The organism is Sedimenticola sp. (assembly GCF_050289425.1).
Taxonomy (GTDB): Bacteria; Pseudomonadota; Gammaproteobacteria; order Chromatiales; family Chromatiaceae; genus Sedimenticola.
This window is the reverse complement of sequence record NZ_JBNKFS010000010.1, coordinates 115050-132769: the sequence shown is the minus strand read 5'-3', so window position 1 is coordinate 132769 and position 17720 is coordinate 115050. Positions and strand designations below refer to the sequence as shown.

The 17720-nt window shown below is 50.7% G+C and carries 17 protein-coding genes; 5 read left to right on the top strand and 12 right to left on the bottom strand.

Annotated features, from left to right (window positions below):
* Positions 1 to 37: 37 nt before the first annotated feature.
* The 8 genes from glpD to ACQY5R_RS09090 all read right to left on the bottom strand — a co-directional run bounded on the left by glpD (position 38) and on the right by ACQY5R_RS09090 (position 8452).
* Complete coding sequence (glpD, locus tag ACQY5R_RS09125; RefSeq protein WP_428607252.1) at positions 38 to 1543, bottom strand: glycerol-3-phosphate dehydrogenase; 1506 nt, start codon at positions 1541 to 1543, stop codon at positions 38 to 40.
* Positions 1544 to 1578: 35 nt separating this feature from the next.
* Positions 1579 to 1845 carry a DUF2160 domain-containing protein gene (locus ACQY5R_RS09120; protein WP_428607289.1) on the bottom strand — a complete coding sequence of 89 codons (267 nt, stop codon included), beginning with the start codon at positions 1843 to 1845 and terminating at the stop codon, positions 1579 to 1581.
* A gap of 30 nt (positions 1846 to 1875) precedes the next feature.
* Positions 1876 to 2676, bottom strand: a complete 801-nt coding sequence (locus tag ACQY5R_RS09115) for a carbohydrate ABC transporter permease (RefSeq protein WP_428607249.1) — start codon at positions 2674 to 2676, stop codon at positions 1876 to 1878.
* A complete protein-coding gene (locus ACQY5R_RS09110) occupies positions 2676 to 3542 on the bottom strand; it encodes a carbohydrate ABC transporter permease (RefSeq protein WP_428607246.1) in 867 nt (288 codons plus the stop codon). Before ACQY5R_RS09110 ends, ACQY5R_RS09115 begins: the two co-directional genes overlap by 1 nt.
* 11 nt (positions 3543 to 3553) lie before the next feature.
* Entirely contained in the window at positions 3554 to 4621 is a 1068-nt protein-coding gene (locus tag ACQY5R_RS09105; protein ID WP_428607244.1) for an ABC transporter ATP-binding protein, read from the bottom strand.
* Positions 4622 to 4690: 69 nt separating this feature from the next.
* Positions 4691 to 5761: an ABC transporter ATP-binding protein gene (locus ACQY5R_RS09100; protein ID WP_428607241.1), complete on the bottom strand. Its 1071-nt coding sequence runs from the start codon at positions 5759 to 5761 to the stop codon at positions 4691 to 4693.
* A gap of 59 nt (positions 5762 to 5820) precedes the next feature.
* On the bottom strand, positions 5821 to 6609 hold the full coding sequence (locus ACQY5R_RS09095) for a DeoR/GlpR family DNA-binding transcription regulator (protein ID WP_428607239.1): 789 nt from the start codon (positions 6607 to 6609) through the stop codon (positions 5821 to 5823).
* A 103-nt stretch (positions 6610 to 6712) separates the two neighbouring features.
* Entirely contained in the window at positions 6713 to 8452 is a 1740-nt protein-coding gene (locus ACQY5R_RS09090; RefSeq protein ID WP_428607236.1) for an ABC transporter substrate-binding protein, read from the bottom strand.
* 488 nt (positions 8453 to 8940) lie between these two features.
* On the opposite strand from ACQY5R_RS09090, the gene glpK reads away from it, so the two are divergent.
* From glpK to ACQY5R_RS09075, 3 genes are all read left to right on the top strand, one after another.
* A complete protein-coding gene (glpK, locus tag ACQY5R_RS09085) occupies positions 8941 to 10431 on the top strand; it encodes a glycerol kinase GlpK (RefSeq protein ID WP_428607233.1) in 1491 nt (496 codons plus the stop codon).
* Positions 10432 to 10505: 74 nt separating this feature from the next.
* Complete coding sequence (locus ACQY5R_RS09080) at positions 10506 to 11270, top strand: alpha/beta fold hydrolase (protein WP_428607230.1); 765 nt, start codon at positions 10506 to 10508, stop codon at positions 11268 to 11270.
* Positions 11271 to 11365: 95 nt separating this feature from the next.
* Positions 11366 to 11935 (top strand): phosphoribosyltransferase, encoded by a 570-nt coding sequence (locus tag ACQY5R_RS09075; protein ID WP_428607227.1) that lies wholly within the window; start codon positions 11366 to 11368, stop codon positions 11933 to 11935.
* Positions 11936 to 11949: 14 nt separating this feature from the next.
* On the opposite strand, the gene ACQY5R_RS09070 is transcribed toward ACQY5R_RS09075, so the two are convergent.
* Complete coding sequence (locus ACQY5R_RS09070; protein ID WP_428607225.1) at positions 11950 to 12828, bottom strand: HDOD domain-containing protein; 879 nt, start codon at positions 12826 to 12828, stop codon at positions 11950 to 11952.
* Positions 12829 to 12920: 92 nt separating this feature from the next.
* Here ACQY5R_RS09070 and ACQY5R_RS09065 point away from each other — a divergent pair, with 92 nt between their 5' ends.
* Positions 12921 to 13604, top strand: coding sequence for a DUF3334 family protein (locus tag ACQY5R_RS09065; protein ID WP_428607222.1), 684 nt, complete (start codon positions 12921 to 12923; stop codon positions 13602 to 13604).
* Positions 13605 to 13613: 9 nt separating this feature from the next.
* Here ACQY5R_RS09065 and ACQY5R_RS09060 read toward each other — a convergent pair whose 3' ends face one another.
* Together ACQY5R_RS09060 and ACQY5R_RS09055 are read right to left on the bottom strand one after the other, a co-directional pair.
* On the bottom strand, positions 13614 to 14291 hold the full coding sequence (locus ACQY5R_RS09060) for a hypothetical protein (RefSeq protein ID WP_428607220.1): 678 nt from the start codon (positions 14289 to 14291) through the stop codon (positions 13614 to 13616).
* A 41-nt stretch (positions 14292 to 14332) separates the two neighbouring features.
* Positions 14333 to 15763: a PLP-dependent aminotransferase family protein gene (locus tag ACQY5R_RS09055; protein WP_428607218.1), complete on the bottom strand. Its 1431-nt coding sequence runs from the start codon at positions 15761 to 15763 to the stop codon at positions 14333 to 14335.
* Positions 15764 to 15983: 220 nt separating this feature from the next.
* Between ACQY5R_RS09055 and ACQY5R_RS09050 the strand changes: the two genes are divergently transcribed.
* Positions 15984 to 16916 (top strand): DMT family transporter, encoded by a 933-nt coding sequence (locus ACQY5R_RS09050; RefSeq protein ID WP_428607215.1) that lies wholly within the window; start codon positions 15984 to 15986, stop codon positions 16914 to 16916.
* On the opposite strand, the gene ppk2 is transcribed toward ACQY5R_RS09050, so the two are convergent.
* Positions 16907 to 17713 carry a polyphosphate kinase 2 gene (gene ppk2, locus ACQY5R_RS09045; RefSeq protein WP_428607287.1) on the bottom strand — a complete coding sequence of 269 codons (807 nt, stop codon included), beginning with the start codon at positions 17711 to 17713 and terminating at the stop codon, positions 16907 to 16909. The two genes, ACQY5R_RS09050 and ppk2, sit on opposite strands and share 10 nt — an antisense overlap.
* Between the last annotated feature and the right edge of the window lie 7 nt (positions 17714 to 17720).

The window sequence follows — 17720 nt, the reverse complement described above, 5'->3', positions numbered from 1 at the left end:
GCAAAGATACATGCCGATCAGATATCTGCAGTGATATTCATCGACTATCCAACCAGGTTCCCAAACGTTCGATCTCTTCAGCAGACATCGCTAACCCGCGTTTGGTACGCCGCCAAACAATATCTTCGGCACTCTCGGCATATTCATGAGAGACCAGATATCGAACTTCACACTCATACAGGTCACCACCGAAATGGATTCCCAGCCCCTCCTTGGCATCGCAATTGGCAAGCAATCGTGCTATTTGAGTCCCGTAGAGTCCGGCATATTCACGTAATAGATCCGGTGGTAACCAGGGATAGTGGGAGGCGCACTGAACCAAAAACTGCTCAAAATCCCCTCCCTCGATATCCCCACCCGGTAATCGGCTCGTTTCCGTCCAAGCACCCTTCTCAATTGGCATGCATGTCGACAAAAGCGCCAGTACCTCTTCCGCCAGTTTTCGATAGGTGGTGATTTTTCCGCCGTAAACAGACAAGATGGGGGCTTGTGCACAATCCAAGTGCAAATTGTAGTCCCGGGTCACCCTGGACGCATTACCGGCGGCGTCATCATACAGCGGGCGTACGCCGCTGAAGCTCCATATCACCTCATTCGGTTGTACCGATTGGTCAAAATACTCACTGACCGCCTGGCAGATATAGTCAATTTCCGCCTGGGTAATGGCTACTTTCTCGGGTAGGGATTCCAGCTCGATATCGGTTGTGCCCAGTAACGTAAAGTTCCGCTCGAATGGAATCGCAAACAGAACCCTTCCATCTCCGTGTTGAAAGATATAGGCATAATCGTGGTCAAACAATCTGGGAACAACAATATGACTTCCCTTTACATAGCGCACGCCGTGCGATATCTCTGTCTTGATTCCTGTTTCCAGCACCCGCTCCACCCAAGGTCCTGCCGCATTGACAACAGCCTTGGCTTGAACAGTAAAATCTGTGCCATCCCGTTCATTACGCAGCGTTGCGGTCCAATGGGATGGCTCGCGTGATAACCCAATGCAGCATGTGTGTGTCGCGATAATCGCTCCATGTGTCGCCGCATCCATGGCACTTAACACGACCAGGCGCGCGTCATGTACCCAGCAATCCGAGTATTCAAAACCGGCCCGGTAACTTTTTTTCAGCGCTTTACCCGCAACATGCTTCGTCAGATCGATGCGCCTCGACCCGGGAAGTTTTTTTCGACCACCCAGATGGTCGTAGAGAAACAGACCCAATTGAATCATCCACTTTGGGCGCAATGCCTGATGGTGAGGCAAGACAAAACGCAATGGATGTATAATATGTGGCGCAGACTGCAGCAGTACCTCTCGCTCTCGTAGCGCATGATGCACCAGCTTAAAGTCATATAACTCCAAGTAACGCAGTCCACCGTGAATCAATTTCGTGCTGGCGGATGAGGTGTGCTCAGCCAGATCATCTTTCTCACAGAGATAAACCTTCAAACCCCTGCCGGCTGCATCACGCGCCACACCGACACCGTTGATACCCCCGCCGATTACCAGCAGGTCGACGACTGAAGATAAAGTGTCATCTTGCGGCATAATAAATAATTCCTGCCAAGCGAATCGCTGTCCGCTCAAACCCAGCGAAAAACTGTGATGAAGTAGAGAATCGATATAACCAAAGCCCCCCAAAGAGGCGTTCCGAACAACCCAAGCCAGGCAAGGTGAATAAAGGCACTACCCAATATGGAGATGAAGAGCCTGTCCCCACGGGTGGTATCCAGACCCAGGACACCGCGCCGAGGATTTCCGCCGGGACTGAAACGCTCCCATATTCCCATCGTAGTGATAGCCAAGAGCACAAAAATAAAAAATGCTGCCGTTGGCCAAGTCCACGCCATCCAGGATAAACCCATAGTGAAACCTCCCGATTACACGCGCCCCAAGGCGAAACCCTTGGCGATATTGTTGCGAACGAACCAGATAACGAATGCCCCAGGGATGATGGTCAATGTTCCGGCCGCCGCCAACAGACCGAGCTCATACCCGGATGTACTGGCCGTCTTTGTCATCACGGCGGCGATTGGCTTGGCGTCTACCGAGGTCAATGTCTTGGCCAACAACAACTCCACCCAGGAGAACATGAAACAGAAGAACATCGCTACGCCAATGCCAGCTGCAATAGTGGGTAAAAATATCTTGACAAAAAAGCGCCAGAAAGAATAACCATCCACAAAGGCCGTTTCATCCAGCTCCTTCGGTACGCCGGACATAAAACCCTCCAAAATCCACACCGCCAACGGAATGTTGAATAGGGCATGCGCCAGTGCGACGGCAATCGGCGTATCAAATAGGCCTACAGCGGAATAGAGCTGAAAAAAAGGTAGCGCAAAAACTGCCGGCGGCGCCATGCGGTTTGTCAGCAGCCAGAAAAAAAGATGCTTGTCGCCGAGAAAATGGTACCGCGAGAAGGCATAAGCGGCTGGTAGCGCAACCGTTACCGAAATGAGCGTATTGATTGTTACATAGGTAATGGAGTTCAGATATCCAACATACCAAGTCGGGTCAGTAAAGATGGTCACATAGTTGGCAATGGTAAAGTCATGCGGCCATAACGAAAAACCGCCCAGTATTTCATTAGTTGTTTTGAAAGACATGCTGACAAGCCAATAAATCGGCAGCAGCAAAAACAGAATGTAGAGTGTTGGTGCAAGCCACTTGACGTTTTTCATCACTGCTCCTCATTACGCATCATCAGGGTGTAGAAAATCCAACTTAAAACCAAGATGATGAGGAAATAGATTAATGACATAGCCGCTGCCGGTCCCAGGTCAAATTGCCCCAGTGCGATCTTAACGAGGTCGATTGAAAGGAAGGTTGTTGTATTCCCCGGCCCGCCTCCCGTTAGGACAAAGGGCTCGGTGTAGATCATAAAACTATCCATAAAGCGCAACAGAATAGCGATGGTCAGTACACGCTTCATTTTGGGAAGTTGTATGTAGCGGAAAACCGACCAACGGCTGGCGCCATCAATCCGGGCAGCTTGATAGTAGGCATCTGGTATCGAACAGAGCCCCGCATACGCGAGCAGTGTCACCAGCGATGTCCAGTGCCATACATCCATCAATATGGTGGTAAACCAGGCAGCGATCGGTTGTTGTGTAAAGTTGTAGTCAAAACCCAGGCCATTAATCATCTTGCCCAGCAACCCGATGTCCGGCAGCGCAAATATATTCCACATGGCGCCCACTACGTTCCAGGGAATCAGCAGCGGTAATGCCATCAATACCAGGCAAACAGAAACCCAAGGCCCTTTCTTTGGCATGGTCAGCGCGATGGCGACGCCCAACGGCACCTCGATGACAAGAATAATCCCGGTAAAGGTAAGCTGCCTCAGTAGCGAAGCGTGAAAGCGTTCAGAGTGCAGGACGTCCTCAAACCACTTTACGCCTTCCCAAAAAAACACATTATCGCCGAACGTTTCCTGTACGGAGTAGTTGACCACCGTCATTAATGGAATCAATGCATTGAATGCGACCAACGCCACCACTGGGGCTACCAGGAACCAGGCTTTATGATTAGTTGTCTTGTCACTCACGATGCCTCTCCTCAGGTCAATATCCAGTGATCCGCATAAAGATGGGTATTTGATGGTTCGAACTGAATCTTGGCCTTGTCTACAGGTATTGATACCCCTTCAGGAACAATGAGCTTTATGGTGTGCTGCTTGTAGCGGCTCTCGACAATACGGTATCGCCCCACGTCATCAACCTTGACGATATCAACCGACAATCCCTGATCTGCAATCTTTATAAATTCAGGTCGGATACCGATTTCAATTCTCTCGGCAGTGTCAGGAACGGAAAATTCCGCAGACACATCAATCCTGTTTCCATCAAAAGTGGGGGCACCATCCATCAACTGGCATGGAAGAAAGTTCATTCCTGGAGAACCGATAAAATGTCCGACAAAGGTGTGATTCGGCTTCTGAAACAGTTCAACCGGGGTCCCGACTTGAACCACCACGCCCTCATGCATGACCACAACCTTATCGGCAAATGTCAGCGCCTCCGTCTGATCATGCGTAACATAAATCATGGTGGCACCGACCTGTTGATGCAATCTTTTCAGCTTAGAGCGAAGCAACCATTTCAGATGGGGATCGATAACAGTTAATGGTTCATCAAACATAATGACGTTGACATCGTCACGTACTAAGCCGCGCCCCAATGATATCTTTTGCTTGCCATCCGCAGTGAGCCCAGACGCGCGATTATCAAGAACCGTTTCCAGATCCAGCATCTGTGCAATTTCGTGTACGCGATGTTTGATTTTGACCGGGTCCATGCCACGGTTACGTAGTGGAAAAGCCAAATTCTCATATACCGTCATGGTGTCGTACACCACCGGGAACTGAAATACTTGGGCGATATGTCTTTGATCCGAAGCCAGATCGGTTACATCACGATCATTAAAAAGTACGCGCCCTTCCGTGGGCACCAGCAGACCGGATATAATATTCAATAAGGTTGTCTTGCCGCAGCCTGAAGGACCTAGCAGGGCATAGGCACCACCATCCGACCAGACGATATCCATCTCCTTCAATGCCCAATCGCCGCTTTTTTCTACGTCGGCGGTATAACTGTGGCGAATATTTTCTAGTGTAATTTTTGCCATTCGATATCTGTTCCCGTTAAAGGAATTACTGATCAACCTAATTGATAATTTGTTAACTGATAATCAGCGCTATACCCTGATCAGTTTCATCTCATTATCAAAAAGGAAGCAGCGATCTGTTTGAATATACAGCTCGGTCAGGTCTCCGACTTCAAGGCGATGGATGCCATGACTCATTGAAACCCAGTTATCATCGCCCGCTTTCACATGTATCACACTTTCCGATCCACTGATCTCTGTAATCATTACTTCACCTGACACCTTTACAGAATGGTTGTCCGATCTATTCAGGCTAATATGATGAGGTCGAAAACCCAGGGTATAGGGACCATCCTCCAGGGACCGATATGGCGTATCAACCGTCGTCCACCGTACGGTATCCGACAATTGAAACTGATCGCCCCGCTTGTTTACCGTTGCGGTATTGATGGGCGGATCAGAAAAAACCTGCGCACTAACAAGGTCGTTGGGAAAGTGATACACATCGGCAGTACGTCCATATTGGGTTATGCGCCCCTCACTTACCGTTGCCGTATAACCACCCAGCAACATCGCCTCAATTGGCTCGGTCGTGGCATAAACGACCGTGGCGCCGGTGCCGTGAAAGAGCTTGGGTAACTCTTCGCGCAACTCTTCTCGCAACTTATAGTCGAGATTGGCCAATGGCTCATCCAACAAAACCAGCTCGGCCCTCTTTACCAATGCCCGTGCCAGCGCCGTGCGTTGTTGCTGACCACCCGACAATTCGTTAGGCATACGATCAAGCATCGGTGTCAACTTTAGCAATTCAGCCACTTCACCTACCCGTTCCCTAATGACTGTGGCCGGAGTCCGAACCACCCTTAGCGGAGATGCGATATTTTCATACACTGTCATATTGGGATAGTTGATAAACTGCTGGTACACCATGGCTACATTACGCCGCTGCACGGCCACACCCGTCACGTCCTGTCCGTTAAACCAAACCTCACCCTGTGACGGTTTTTCCAAGCCAGCCATCAACCTTAGCAAGGTGGTCTTTCCCGCAAGCGTGGTACCCAGCAGAATGTTAAAGCCACCCTCTTCAAACCTCAGGTTTGTTTCATAGATATGCGTTTCCGCACCCGACAGCTTGGTTACATTTTTCAGTTCAATCGACATCAGACTTCCCCATTGGCCAACCTAATCTGACCAAATAGCGGCGGTATTCATTTAATAAATCAGCGTTCAGAGGTGATGATGAGCTCAACATCATGTTTCTGACAGAGTTCACAAAAGGTTCTTGGCGGCCGTGCATCAGTCACCAGATAATCAATCAGCTCAATATTACCAATACGCACCGGAGCATTACGTTCGAACTTCATTGCATCAGCCACCAATATAACGGATCGCGCGTTTTCGATGATCGCTTGCGCCACCCTGACCTCTCTCGGGTCATAATCCAGAATGGTGCCATCCTCTTCCAGTGCCGAGGCACCGATAATTGCAAAGTCCACTTTGAATTGACGAATAAAGTCAACCGTCGCATCACCGACAATGCCGCCATCCTCTCTTCGCACCAATCCACCGGCCGTCATCACTTCGATGGTTTCACTGTGGCGCAGTGTATTGACCACATTTATATTATTGGTAATCACCAGCATGCCAATATGACTAATCAAATGCTTTGCCACTTGCTCGGTTGTCGTACCGATATTGACGAACAGTGAACAGTCGTCAGGAATGAGCGTAGCGGCACGCTCACCAATAGACTGCTTCTCTTCGATAGCAAGGCGGCTGCGTGCTTCATAACCCAGATTGGATACACCATCATGTGCGATGGCACCACCGTGTACTCGTTGCAACAATCGTAAATCACATAACAGATTCAGATCACGCCGGATAGTTTGTGGCGTCACATTGAATGTATCCGCCAATGCCTCCACTTCTACTTCACCATGGCTTCGCGCATGATCAAGAATATTTTTTTGGCGGTCATTCAGATTTGATGCTTTGGATGTATTTGGCACTATCTTGATCTTTATTTTGTTTATTTACGCTGAGTTGGGTGACGCTGGCCGCAGGTATGTCATCGCTGAACATACCTGCGGCGGTTAGTGATCAAAATGCTGATCAGTTAGCCTTGCTCCAGCGTTTTACCAGTTCGTCATAATCGATGGTTTCACCTTTCGGCTTCTCGTTTACCAACTTAGCCTTGGGCGATCCCGGCTTGTTAAGCCATACTGACGGATCTTGCTTTTCATTTAAGCGCGGACCACATCCGCCATATACATTGGCCTTTTCATCCGCCCGTTGCATCCGGGCCATGGTGATATCCATCTCTTCAGCCAGACGATCCATCGCCTGCTGGGGAGTAAATGCACCCGAATTCACATCACCGATCTGTTGCCACCAGATCTGCGCCAGTTTTGGATAATCAGGTACGTTAATCCCGGTTGGGGTCCAACGTACCCGATCCGGTGAACGATAGAACTCAACCAAACCACCAAGCTTAGGTGCCCGTTCGGTGAATGAGGCATGACGAATATCGCTATCACGAATAGGCGTCAGTCCGACGTGCGTCTTTTTCAGCGAAACGGATTTTGAAACAACGAACTGAGCATACAACCATGCTGCCTTTCTACGATCGACCGGTGTTGATTTAAACAGCGTCCATGAGCCGGCATCCTGATAGCCCAATTTCTGACCGTCCTCCCAGTAGGGTCCATGAGGGGAAGGCGCCATACGCCAGAGCGGCATACCGGCATCATCTACCGTGTTATTGCCCTCACTCTTGGGCGCCACCATGGATGACGTGAATGCGGTATACCAGAAAATCTGCTGGGCCACGTTACCTTGTGATAGGGCCGGCAACGATTGGTAGAAATCATAGTTAGCCGCACCCGGTGGAGCATACTTCCTTAGCCATTCATCCCATTTGCGAATGGCATACACTGCTGCCGGACTATTCGTGGCGCCACCACGGGAGACGGACGCCCCCACTGGATTGCACGAACCCTTCTCCATGCGGATGCCCCATTCATCGACCGGTCGACCGTTCGGTAACCCCTTACTGCCCTCACCCGCCATGGAGAGCCAGGCATCCGTCATCCGCCAGCCCAGGTCAGGCGCGCGTTTGCCATAATCCATATGACCATAGATACGTTGTCCATCGATCTCTTTCACATGAACAGAAAAGAATTCCGCGATGTCTTCATAGGCAGACCAATTGACGGGTACACCCAACTCATACCCATAAAGCTCCTTGAACTGCTTTTTCAGTTCCGGACGTTGGAACCAGTCATAACGGAACCAATAGAGATTGGCGAATTGCTGGTCCGGCAATTGGTATATCTTACCGTCAGGGCCGGTAGTAAATGAGATACCCATAAAATCATCCAGATCCAGCATCGGATCGGTGACATCCTTACCTTCTCCCGCCATCCAATCAGTGAGATTGACGGCAAGCTGTAGGCGAGAGTGAGTGCCGATCAGGTCAGAATCATTGATATAGGCATCATAAAGATTCCGCTTAGTCTGCATCTGGGTCTGGACCGCTTGCACGACCTCGCCCTCTCCCAACAGCTGATGATTCACCTTAATACCGGTGATCTCTTCAAATGCCTTGGTTAACACCTTGGATTCATATTCATGGGTGGGGATGGTTTCTGACAGCACGTTGATTTCCATTCCCTTAAATGGCGCTGCGGCCTTAATAAACCACGCCATCTCTTTCATCTGCTGCGACTTATCCAATGTAGAGGGCTGAAACTCCTCATTGATCCATCGCTCCGCTTCCGCTTTACCCGCAAAGACTCCCGGTGAGAAACAGAGTGCAGTGGTCGCGAGTACTACGGCAAATTTAGTTCTCATCAAACTCTCCTCCGACGTATTTTTGGTCTCATGAAGCCCAGATAATAGCACAACTAATTTTCGTTTCTAGTTATTTTTATATTCGTTTGAGCATTTATATTGAATTAGTCGAACACATAATAAATTTGATCAATCAGATAAAAAAGATAAATATCATAGCCACAGAAGAGACAAACACCAATAAGCAACCTTAACAGCCCCTTTACAACCATATTTTTTATATTGTTAATATTCAGTTGGTTAGGTATTTTTGTATAACTATTCTTGTTGGAATTGAACAGCATTGACAAACCGCCATGGGCAATAACAATCAGATAAAAAGGACCCTATTCAGGTGTTAGTCGAGATTTGGATTCAATTTGAAATGAAAATATTATCTATATAAGATTTTCGTTTTATTCATTTTACGAATATTAGCCAGGCCAATTTTAGGCACTTTGCGGTAAGATACCGCGACACGCATGTTATGCCGACCTACGGAGTCTGATATGCCGAACACACCATTGATTCTGAGCATCGATCAGGGAACCACCAGTTCAAGGGCTATGCTGTTTGAAAAAGACGGCCGATCGGTGTTCTCAAGCCAGCTGGAATTCAAGCAGATATTTCCTGATTCAGGCTGGGTCGAACATGATCCTGAAGAGATTTGGTCTACGGCTCTATCCGTCACCCGTCAGGCCATCGACGCCGCCAAACAGATGGACCGGAAAATTGCTGCGGTAGGAATCACCAATCAGCGTGAAACCACGGTTGTCTGGGAGCGCAGCAGCGGCCGCCCTATTTATAACGCCATTGTCTGGCAGGATCGGAGGACCGCCGACCATTGTCATCATCTCAAGCAGGCCGGCCACGAGCAGATGATTAGTGAAAAAACCGGTCTCTTGCTTGATCCCTATTTTTCGGGAACCAAGGTGGCCTGGATTCTCGATCATGTGTCCGGCGCACGCGACAAAGCAGAACAGGGCGAACTGGCCTTTGGTACCGTCGACAGCTTCCTATTATGGCGACTGACCGGTGGTCGACAACATGCCACCGACGCCACCAACGCCTCACGTACCTTGCTCTTTAATATCCACCAGAATCACTGGGACGATGAACTGCTGGCACTGCTGGATATACCGGCATCGCTGCTCCCTGATGTGAAGGATTGTTCGGCAGATTTCGGCACAACCGACCGAGAGTTGCTGGGTGAATCGCTCACTGTCTGCGGAATGGCCGGTGATCAGCAGGCGGCCGCCTTTGGCCAGGCCTGTTTTCAGCCAGGAATGATCAAAAGCACCTATGGAACCGGCTGCTTTGTATTGATGAATACCGGAGAACACGCCGTCAGCTCCAACAATAAGCTTCTCTCAACCATCGGTTATCGACTGGACGGGAAAGTGAGTTACGCCATGGAAGGGTCCATCTTTGTGGCCGGAGCCGCCGTACAGTGGTTGCGGGATGGCTTAGGCTTGATTAAAACAGCCGAAGAGACGGAAGCCATCGCCACAGCACTGGAACATAATCAGGGCGTCTACCTGGTACCTGCCTTCACCGGACTGGGCGCTCCTCACTGGGATGCCGATGCACGTGGCGCATTACTTGGCCTGACACGTGCCACCGGCATCAAGGAGATCGTCAGGGCCACGCTGGAGTCGGTGTGTTATCAAACCCACGATCTGTTTCAGGCGATGAGCGATGATGGCGTGCAGCCCATTCAACTGCGTGTGGATGGCGGTATGGTCAAGAACAATTGGCTATGCCAGTTTCTTGCCGATATTCTCAACCTGCCGGTACAGAGACCGGTCCAGACCGAAACAACGGCGCTTGGAGCCGCCTACCTGGCTGGCCTGCATTGCGGTGTATTTAACTCCTTTGACGATCTGGAGCAGAATTGGCAACAGGATGCCGAGTTCCTCCCACAGCTCAACGCCGACATCCGGGACACGCTGCTCGATGGCTGGCATCAGGCAATTCGGCGCGTACGCAGTGAGTATTAATCGGGCCAATGCCCCGGTTGCAATCGATTAACCGGGGCGTATCATCACCCTCTTTTACTGATGGGACATAACGGATGAATTCCGGAACAATCCAACGTCTCAATCTGCCAGACGGAAAGCAAATCGCTTACTGTCGAACAGAGGGCAAAGGCCCCGGCATTCTGTTTCTGGGTGGTTTCAAGTCGGATATGTCAGGCATCAAAGCGACCACCTTTGAGCAGTGGTGTCGCAAGCATCAGCGGGCATTTGTCCGCTTCGATTACTCGGGACACGGCCAATCCAGCGGGGACTTCGAATCCGGCACGATTGGTGAGTGGCTGGGTGATGCGCTAACCGTGCTTGACCAATTGACCGAAGGCCCGCAGATCCTTATCGGATCCAGTATGGGTGGCTGGATTTCGCTGTTGGCTACGCTCGCCCGTCCCAACCGTGTACATGCCCTGATCACCCTCGCCTGCGCAACCGATTTCACCCAGCGCTTGTTGATGCCGATGTTTACTGAAAGCCAACGGCAACAACTGCAACAGGGAGGGCGTGTTTTAATACCCTGTGATTACGATGATCAACAGCCCTACCCGATCACCCAACAACTGCTTGAAGAGGGCAGGAACCATTTACTCCTGGATAACACCATTCCCATCCGCTGCCCAGTTCGACTGTTTCATGGCATGAAGGATCCGGATGTCCCCTGGGACTTCAGCCGCCGGACCTGTGAGCAGTTGGAGAGCAAGGACGCCACGCTCACGCTGATCAAACAAGGGGACCACCGACTATCCGAGCCGGGTGATTTGCAGCTCATTCTCTATAGCCTGAGCCAGCTGTCATACATAGCCGATTAATGTGGTAGAACCACATAAACAAACGATGAGTGATTGCCATCACTGACGAAAACAGATAGTTTTCACGCCACACCAAGTGGACAGATACCCCAAGCATGAGTGATAAATACTACATTACTGCCCAGCAGTTGCTGACCGACTCCTTTCAACTCGGCCTGGAGATTTTGCAGAGTGGTTTCAGACCCGACTTCATTGTCGGCGTCTGGCGCGGCGGCACACCTGTCGGCATAGCGGTTCAGGAAATCCTGGACTATTTTGATGTGCCATCCGACCACATCGCCATCCGCACCTCCTCCTATACCGGCATCGGGGAACGAAATAAGGAGGTGCGGGTACACGGTCTCGGTTATCTGATTCGTCATATCAACTGGGACAGCTCACTGCTCATCGTCGACGACGTATTTGACTCCGGACTCAGCCTTCAGGCCATCCTGGATACACTGCAAGCAAAGACCCGACGCAACATGCCTGAAAATATTCGTATCGCTACCCCTTGGTACAAACCGTCAAATAATCAGACGTCTCTAACGCCGGACTACTATATCCATGAGACCGATCAGTGGCTGGTATTTCCACATGAGATGAAGGGACTGGCACAGGAGGAGATTCTGGCCAACAAGCCTGAAATGGCAACACTGTTTCGCAGTAAAGGTTTAATCGATTAGATAACTCAACGGGATTAACGACCGGGAGATCTCACTGCGCTTGGGGTCTGCACCTGTCCCATCAAAATTGCATACAGCTCACGAATTTCATTACCAAGCTCTGATACCGCCTGCTGACAAACCGCCGGTGTCAGGCCGGTCAGACTCCAACTGCCGGATTGAATCCGTTCCATCTCAGTTTTCAGATCGCTATCCCACACCAGGGCATCCGCCAAAATATTGGAGATGTAAATCAATTGACACTCCAGAAGATTGGTCGTCGCCTGCTCCGGCAGATGATGCCATCGAATGGCTGAGCAGATGGGGGTTGGCAGAAGCCAGTCACTCGCCAACTCATAGCCCACATCACCATGGGTAAAACCCAGTACTTCACGCTCGGCAACAACAATCAAGTCATCTCGGCCTTTGCTGATCAACAAGATATCCCGTGACGGTACCGGCAATTGCTGAAACATCACCAGTCGGCCAATATCATGCAATACCCCCATGACAAACAGCCTATCAGGATGCAGAACCTGACTGGCCTCAGCCAGTCGCCGCGCCAGCACCCCGCAGGCAAGTGAACTGTGCCAGAACCGCTCCATATTGATCAAATTGGACGGAATGCCGTTAAACAGATTACAAGCGGCCGTCATCAAAGCCAGATCCCGCAGCTCTTTGGTACCAATAATGGTAATGGCCCGCGAGATGGTGTCGATCCGTCCTGGAAACCCGTAAAACGCACTATTCACAATCTTCAGTAATCGCGCACTCAATGTTGTATCCTGGCTGATTACCTGTCCTATTTCATGCGCGGAACTGGTGGGATCATCGGCCAACTGATTAATGCGGAAACAGACCTCAGGGAGAGAAACGAGGTCGCCTGCTTCATTGATCAGTTGCCGAGGTGTCATGGAGTGCAGTAAGGTTGTCAAGTTATATGAAGAAGGGTCGATAACTATCCTTAACTATATAACAAAATTAGAAAAACACGAGGCTTTACTCGATGGCAAAGACAAAAATCGTTTCCACCGATGACATTCTGGTTATGCTCTGCAAATCGGTTACTTCGGTGCTCTCCACGGCCACCCATAATGAGATTAATTACTCGGCCATGGTCCAGAAGATCAACCGTACCTGCCTAAAGCCGGATATCGGCTGCTTTGTGCTGTTTGACGGTGGATTTTCCGGTTTGGTAGTAATCAATTTCACCGCCGCCGCCGCTCTTGAACTCTACCAGGCCTATCTCTCCAATATGGGCATCCCCCGCGAAGAGTTGGCCGTCAGCCACACGTCGGATGAGGTGGGAAATGTACTGGGTGAGCTAATGAACCAGATGATCGGTGATTTTATCAGTAATGTGGGCAAACAGCTGTTGACACCGATTAATCAGAACCAGCCAAAAATGTTGACCATCAACAAAGAGGTTCTGCTTTCGATCAATACCAATCTCGATAGACCGCAGGCACGACGCGTTACCTTCACGACCCAGCGAAACAATATCTTTTATCTCGAACTGGCCATGGATAAAACCGAATTCATCCAGTTGCACGATTTCGAACAGCAGGAAGATTTTGATCCCGATGACATTCTGGAAGGTGAGGCCAACAAGCGGGCTGCTGCGTCACAAGCCCTCAAAGACGATGATCAAAACGATTCCGACAGCCTGCTGGATGAGCTGGGCATCTAATCGGATAGTTCAAGAGGAAAAGGTTGCCGCCTGGGCGTTGGCGCTCTCCAGCAGGAACTCGAGATAAGCCAGGCGTTTAACCGACACATCAATTTTTTCCCGCAGGTCCTCGCTGGGATCATCGATGATATAGAGCAGATCTTCGTGAAAAAATACCTCGAAGCTATCCAGATAACGGACCTCCTTGTTTTTATCCAAAACCAGATTATCCAACCCGTACAGATCGATCACTTTCTGCTGGTTATGGCGGATCTCCTTGGCTGTCTGAATAAACAGGCCAAGTTGTAACCTCGCCTTGTGTAACTTGGCCATTAACGGAATAGCGTCTTCGGCAATTGCTGGATTGGCGAGATTGAACCAAGGGGTAAAGGCTTGCGCCAACACCAGCATGTTCTCTTCGCCATCGATACGGGTACGGATAAAGATCGCTTCCGGGATAATATCGTGCAGCTGATCCTTTAGCAGTGCGTAGTCACGCCGATAAATATTCACATCCAGTGGATTACAACTCAATGTATGGCGCTTTATCACCATATCGAAAGCACGATTCTTGGTGCGCTCGAAGTGATAGCCAGCCGTTTGCCACACATCGCAATGGGCACCGACGGTCGAAATCAGTGTCACGCGCAGATTCTCGGTATCCAGACAACCGATCTCGGCAGGAATGCGTGCGTCTTCTTTTGCCATCCAATACGACCTTAATACTTCAAAGACTTAAGATTACTGGCCTATACAGTATCACAAATTGCATTAATAACATCAGCTATCTTTTTGAATATTATTGTATATTTTTCATTATTATTGATACACGAATAGTTAATTCTCAGGAAGTGATCAAACTGCCCCCGCACACCAAATAACGTACCAGGCGTAGCACTAATACCCTGTTTCATCAGCTCCGTATAGAGCCGGCTTGAATCGACGACCGCCGGCAATTCGACCCAGCAGTGGAATCCGCCTCGCGGTAAATTAACCCGGGTAGGTGAAGGAAAATAACGATTGATGGTTTCCAGGGTGAAATCCCGCCGCTCGCGGTAACAACGGCTGATCATCTTCAGGTGCCTGCCGAAGCGACTGCCGGAGAGGAACTCCGCCGCAGCCGCCTGAATCTGTCCTCGACAAGCCATGGTGGTCACATATTTGCGATAACAGAGTTGCTCGCTGTAACGTCCCGCAGCAACCCAACCGAGCCTGAGATCGGAATCCAGGCTTTTTGACAGCGACGAACAGAGCAGTACCCGCCCTTGACCGTCCCAAGACCTCACGCTTCTGGGCCGGCCACTTTCATAACTGATATCGCCAAACACATCGTCTTCGATGATCGGCAAATCGGCCTGCTCGGTTAACGCCAACAACCGCCTGGCGGCCTCATCCGGCATCACATGCCCCTGAGGATTATTGAATACTGGATTAATCAAGATAACTTTGACCGGCCAGCGCGCCAATGCCTGTTCCAGTAGATCCAGGTTGATACCGTACAGCGGGTCGGAGGGAATCTCCAGAATCTGCAACCCCAATACCTCCAGACACTGCAGCGTGCCGTAGAACCCGGGAGATTCAATGGCCACGATGTCACCCGGTTGTGTCAGGGTCTGCAGCGCCAGGCTTAGCGCTTCCTGACAACCGTTGGTGACCACGATCTCTTCCGGGTCTACAATCGCCCCCGAACGCGCCATATGCCTGACCAATTGTCGACGCAACCCAGCATGCCCCGGCGGCACCTCATATTGGGTGAGCTTCACCTCTTCCCGACGGGCAATACGCTGTTGTCGATTATAAATTCGCCGAAACGACTGAAGTGCCGGAAATTCACCGCTGGGGTGAGCACTGCCGAGTGGCGCCAACTGACTGGATCCGGCCGAACGTACCACCGAAAAAGCCAAGTGATCATGGCCTGGGGTTGACGGCATCAACTCATTGATTGTTTTTACCGATTCCGCCACCCGGACGTGGGGTGTCAAAACATAAAATCCGGTGCGGTCCCGGGAAGCGATCAACCCCATTTCGGCCAGACGATCATAGGCCTGAACAACGGTATTGCGGCTGACCGCACGTTGCTGCGCCAACTCCCGAATCGATGGCAGAATCTGTCCCGGTCGGTACACACCGACGCGGATCTGATCCTGTATATGGCTCATAAGCTGCTGATAGAGATGCATCGAACCGATTCCTTTGCGGCGAATATTTGCGCCACCAAACGAGGGACACGCTGATTAAATCCATCTTTGGCTTTATCAGAGGCAACCGGGTACAACCATACACATATGTAAATATTTAAACAAACAGCAGATCTGTACCCTATGTTTTTACATGGATCTGCCCCTATGTGTGCTGCGGCCAGCCATCTATATTCAAGCTTTACCGACCTGGAATTCGACGATGCCTTCACCACAGCTGTTGCGCTGGATCCCCATTCTGTTTGTCCTGTTATGGGCAACCGGTTTTATAGGCGCCAAATACGCCTTGCCCTATGCAGAACCCTTTACCGTCCTCGCGCTGCGTATGTACATCACCCTGGGGGTATTCCTGGTTCTGATCCGCTTCTACAAACCCAAATGGCCCTCCCCGCAGGGAGCACTGCACTCCATGCTGGTCGGTTCACTGGTACACGCGGCTTATTTGGGCGGGGTCTTCGCCGCTATCAATGCCGGGATGGCGGCCGGTCTGGCCTCCCTTCTGGTAGGCCTGCAACCGATCCTGACTGCACTGATCGCCTGGATCTGGATGGACAATCAAGTCAACAAAAAACAGTTGGCCGGCCTACTGTTGGGTATCTGTGGTGTAGCGATGGTATTACTGCTGGGAAAAGCCAGCAGCCATGCTTTGCAATTCAGTTATGTCTCACTGCTGTTCGCCTTAATGGCGCTATTCGGTATCACTATCGGCACACTGTTTCAAAAACGTTTCTGCGCCAAGATCGATCTGCTGACCGGCACCTTTTACCAGTACCTGGCGAACGCCCTCATCATGAGCCTGCTCGCCTATCTGTTCGAGACCCGCGAAATAGACTGGCAACCCCAGTTTATCGCCGCACTGTTGTGGCTGGTATTCGGTCTATCGCTGAGCGCCATCCTCCTGTTGATGCTGATGATCAGGGAGGGTGAAGCCACCAAAGTGGCGGCCTATTTCTATCTGACCCCACCCGTGACCGCCGTAATTGCCTGGATTTTGTTCGATGAGCGGCTGACAGCCTGGGGCGTTGCCGGTATCAGCCTGACCGCCTACGGGGTCTACCTGGTGATCCGCAACCCTGCACGGATAGTCAAGCTGAGTGCTCAAGAAGCGCGCCTAGCAACACGCTCTCAGGGGTAAATTTCCGGTACAAAGGTTTGATCCGACATTGGCGGGCGCACATAACCCAGGCTGTCCTTGCGCTTTGGCAGGACAATCTCTTTCGGGGTCAGGTCCTTATAGGGGATCATGCTTAAAAGGTGGGAGATACAGTTGAGTCGAGCGTGTTTTTTGACGTCGGACTTAACGACAAACCAAGGGGCCTGCTTGATATCCGTGTGCGCAAACATCATATCCTTGGCACGGGAATACTCTACCCAACGCGAGCGGGACTCCAGGTCCATCGGACTCAATTTCCAACGTTTGTGCGGCTCTTCCAGACGACTCTGGAAGCGCCGTTCCTGCTCTTCATCCGATACAGAAAACCAGTATTTGAGAAGAATAATTCCGGAACGTACCAGCATCCGCTCAAATTCCGGACAAGAACGGAGAAATTCACTGTACTCTTCGTTGTCACAGAACCCCATCACCCGCTCAACACCCGCCCGGTTGTACCAGCTGCGGTCAAACAGCACCATCTCGCCGCCGGCTGGCAAGTGGGAGACATAGCGTTGAAAATACCATTGACTGGTCTCCCGTTCCGTCGGTGCCGGTAGTGCGACCACTCGGCAGATGCGTGGATTCAAGTGTTGGGTAATACGCTTGATCACTCCGCCTTTCCCGGCCGCATCGCGGCCTTCAAAGATCACGACGACCTTAAGCTTCTCTTGCGCGATCCACGCCTGCAGCTTGACAAGTTCCAACTGCAGCCGAAACAGCTCTTTCTCATAAACTGAATTCTTGATCTTCTTGATAGGGGCGTCTGTCACTTCATCCAGCGACTCT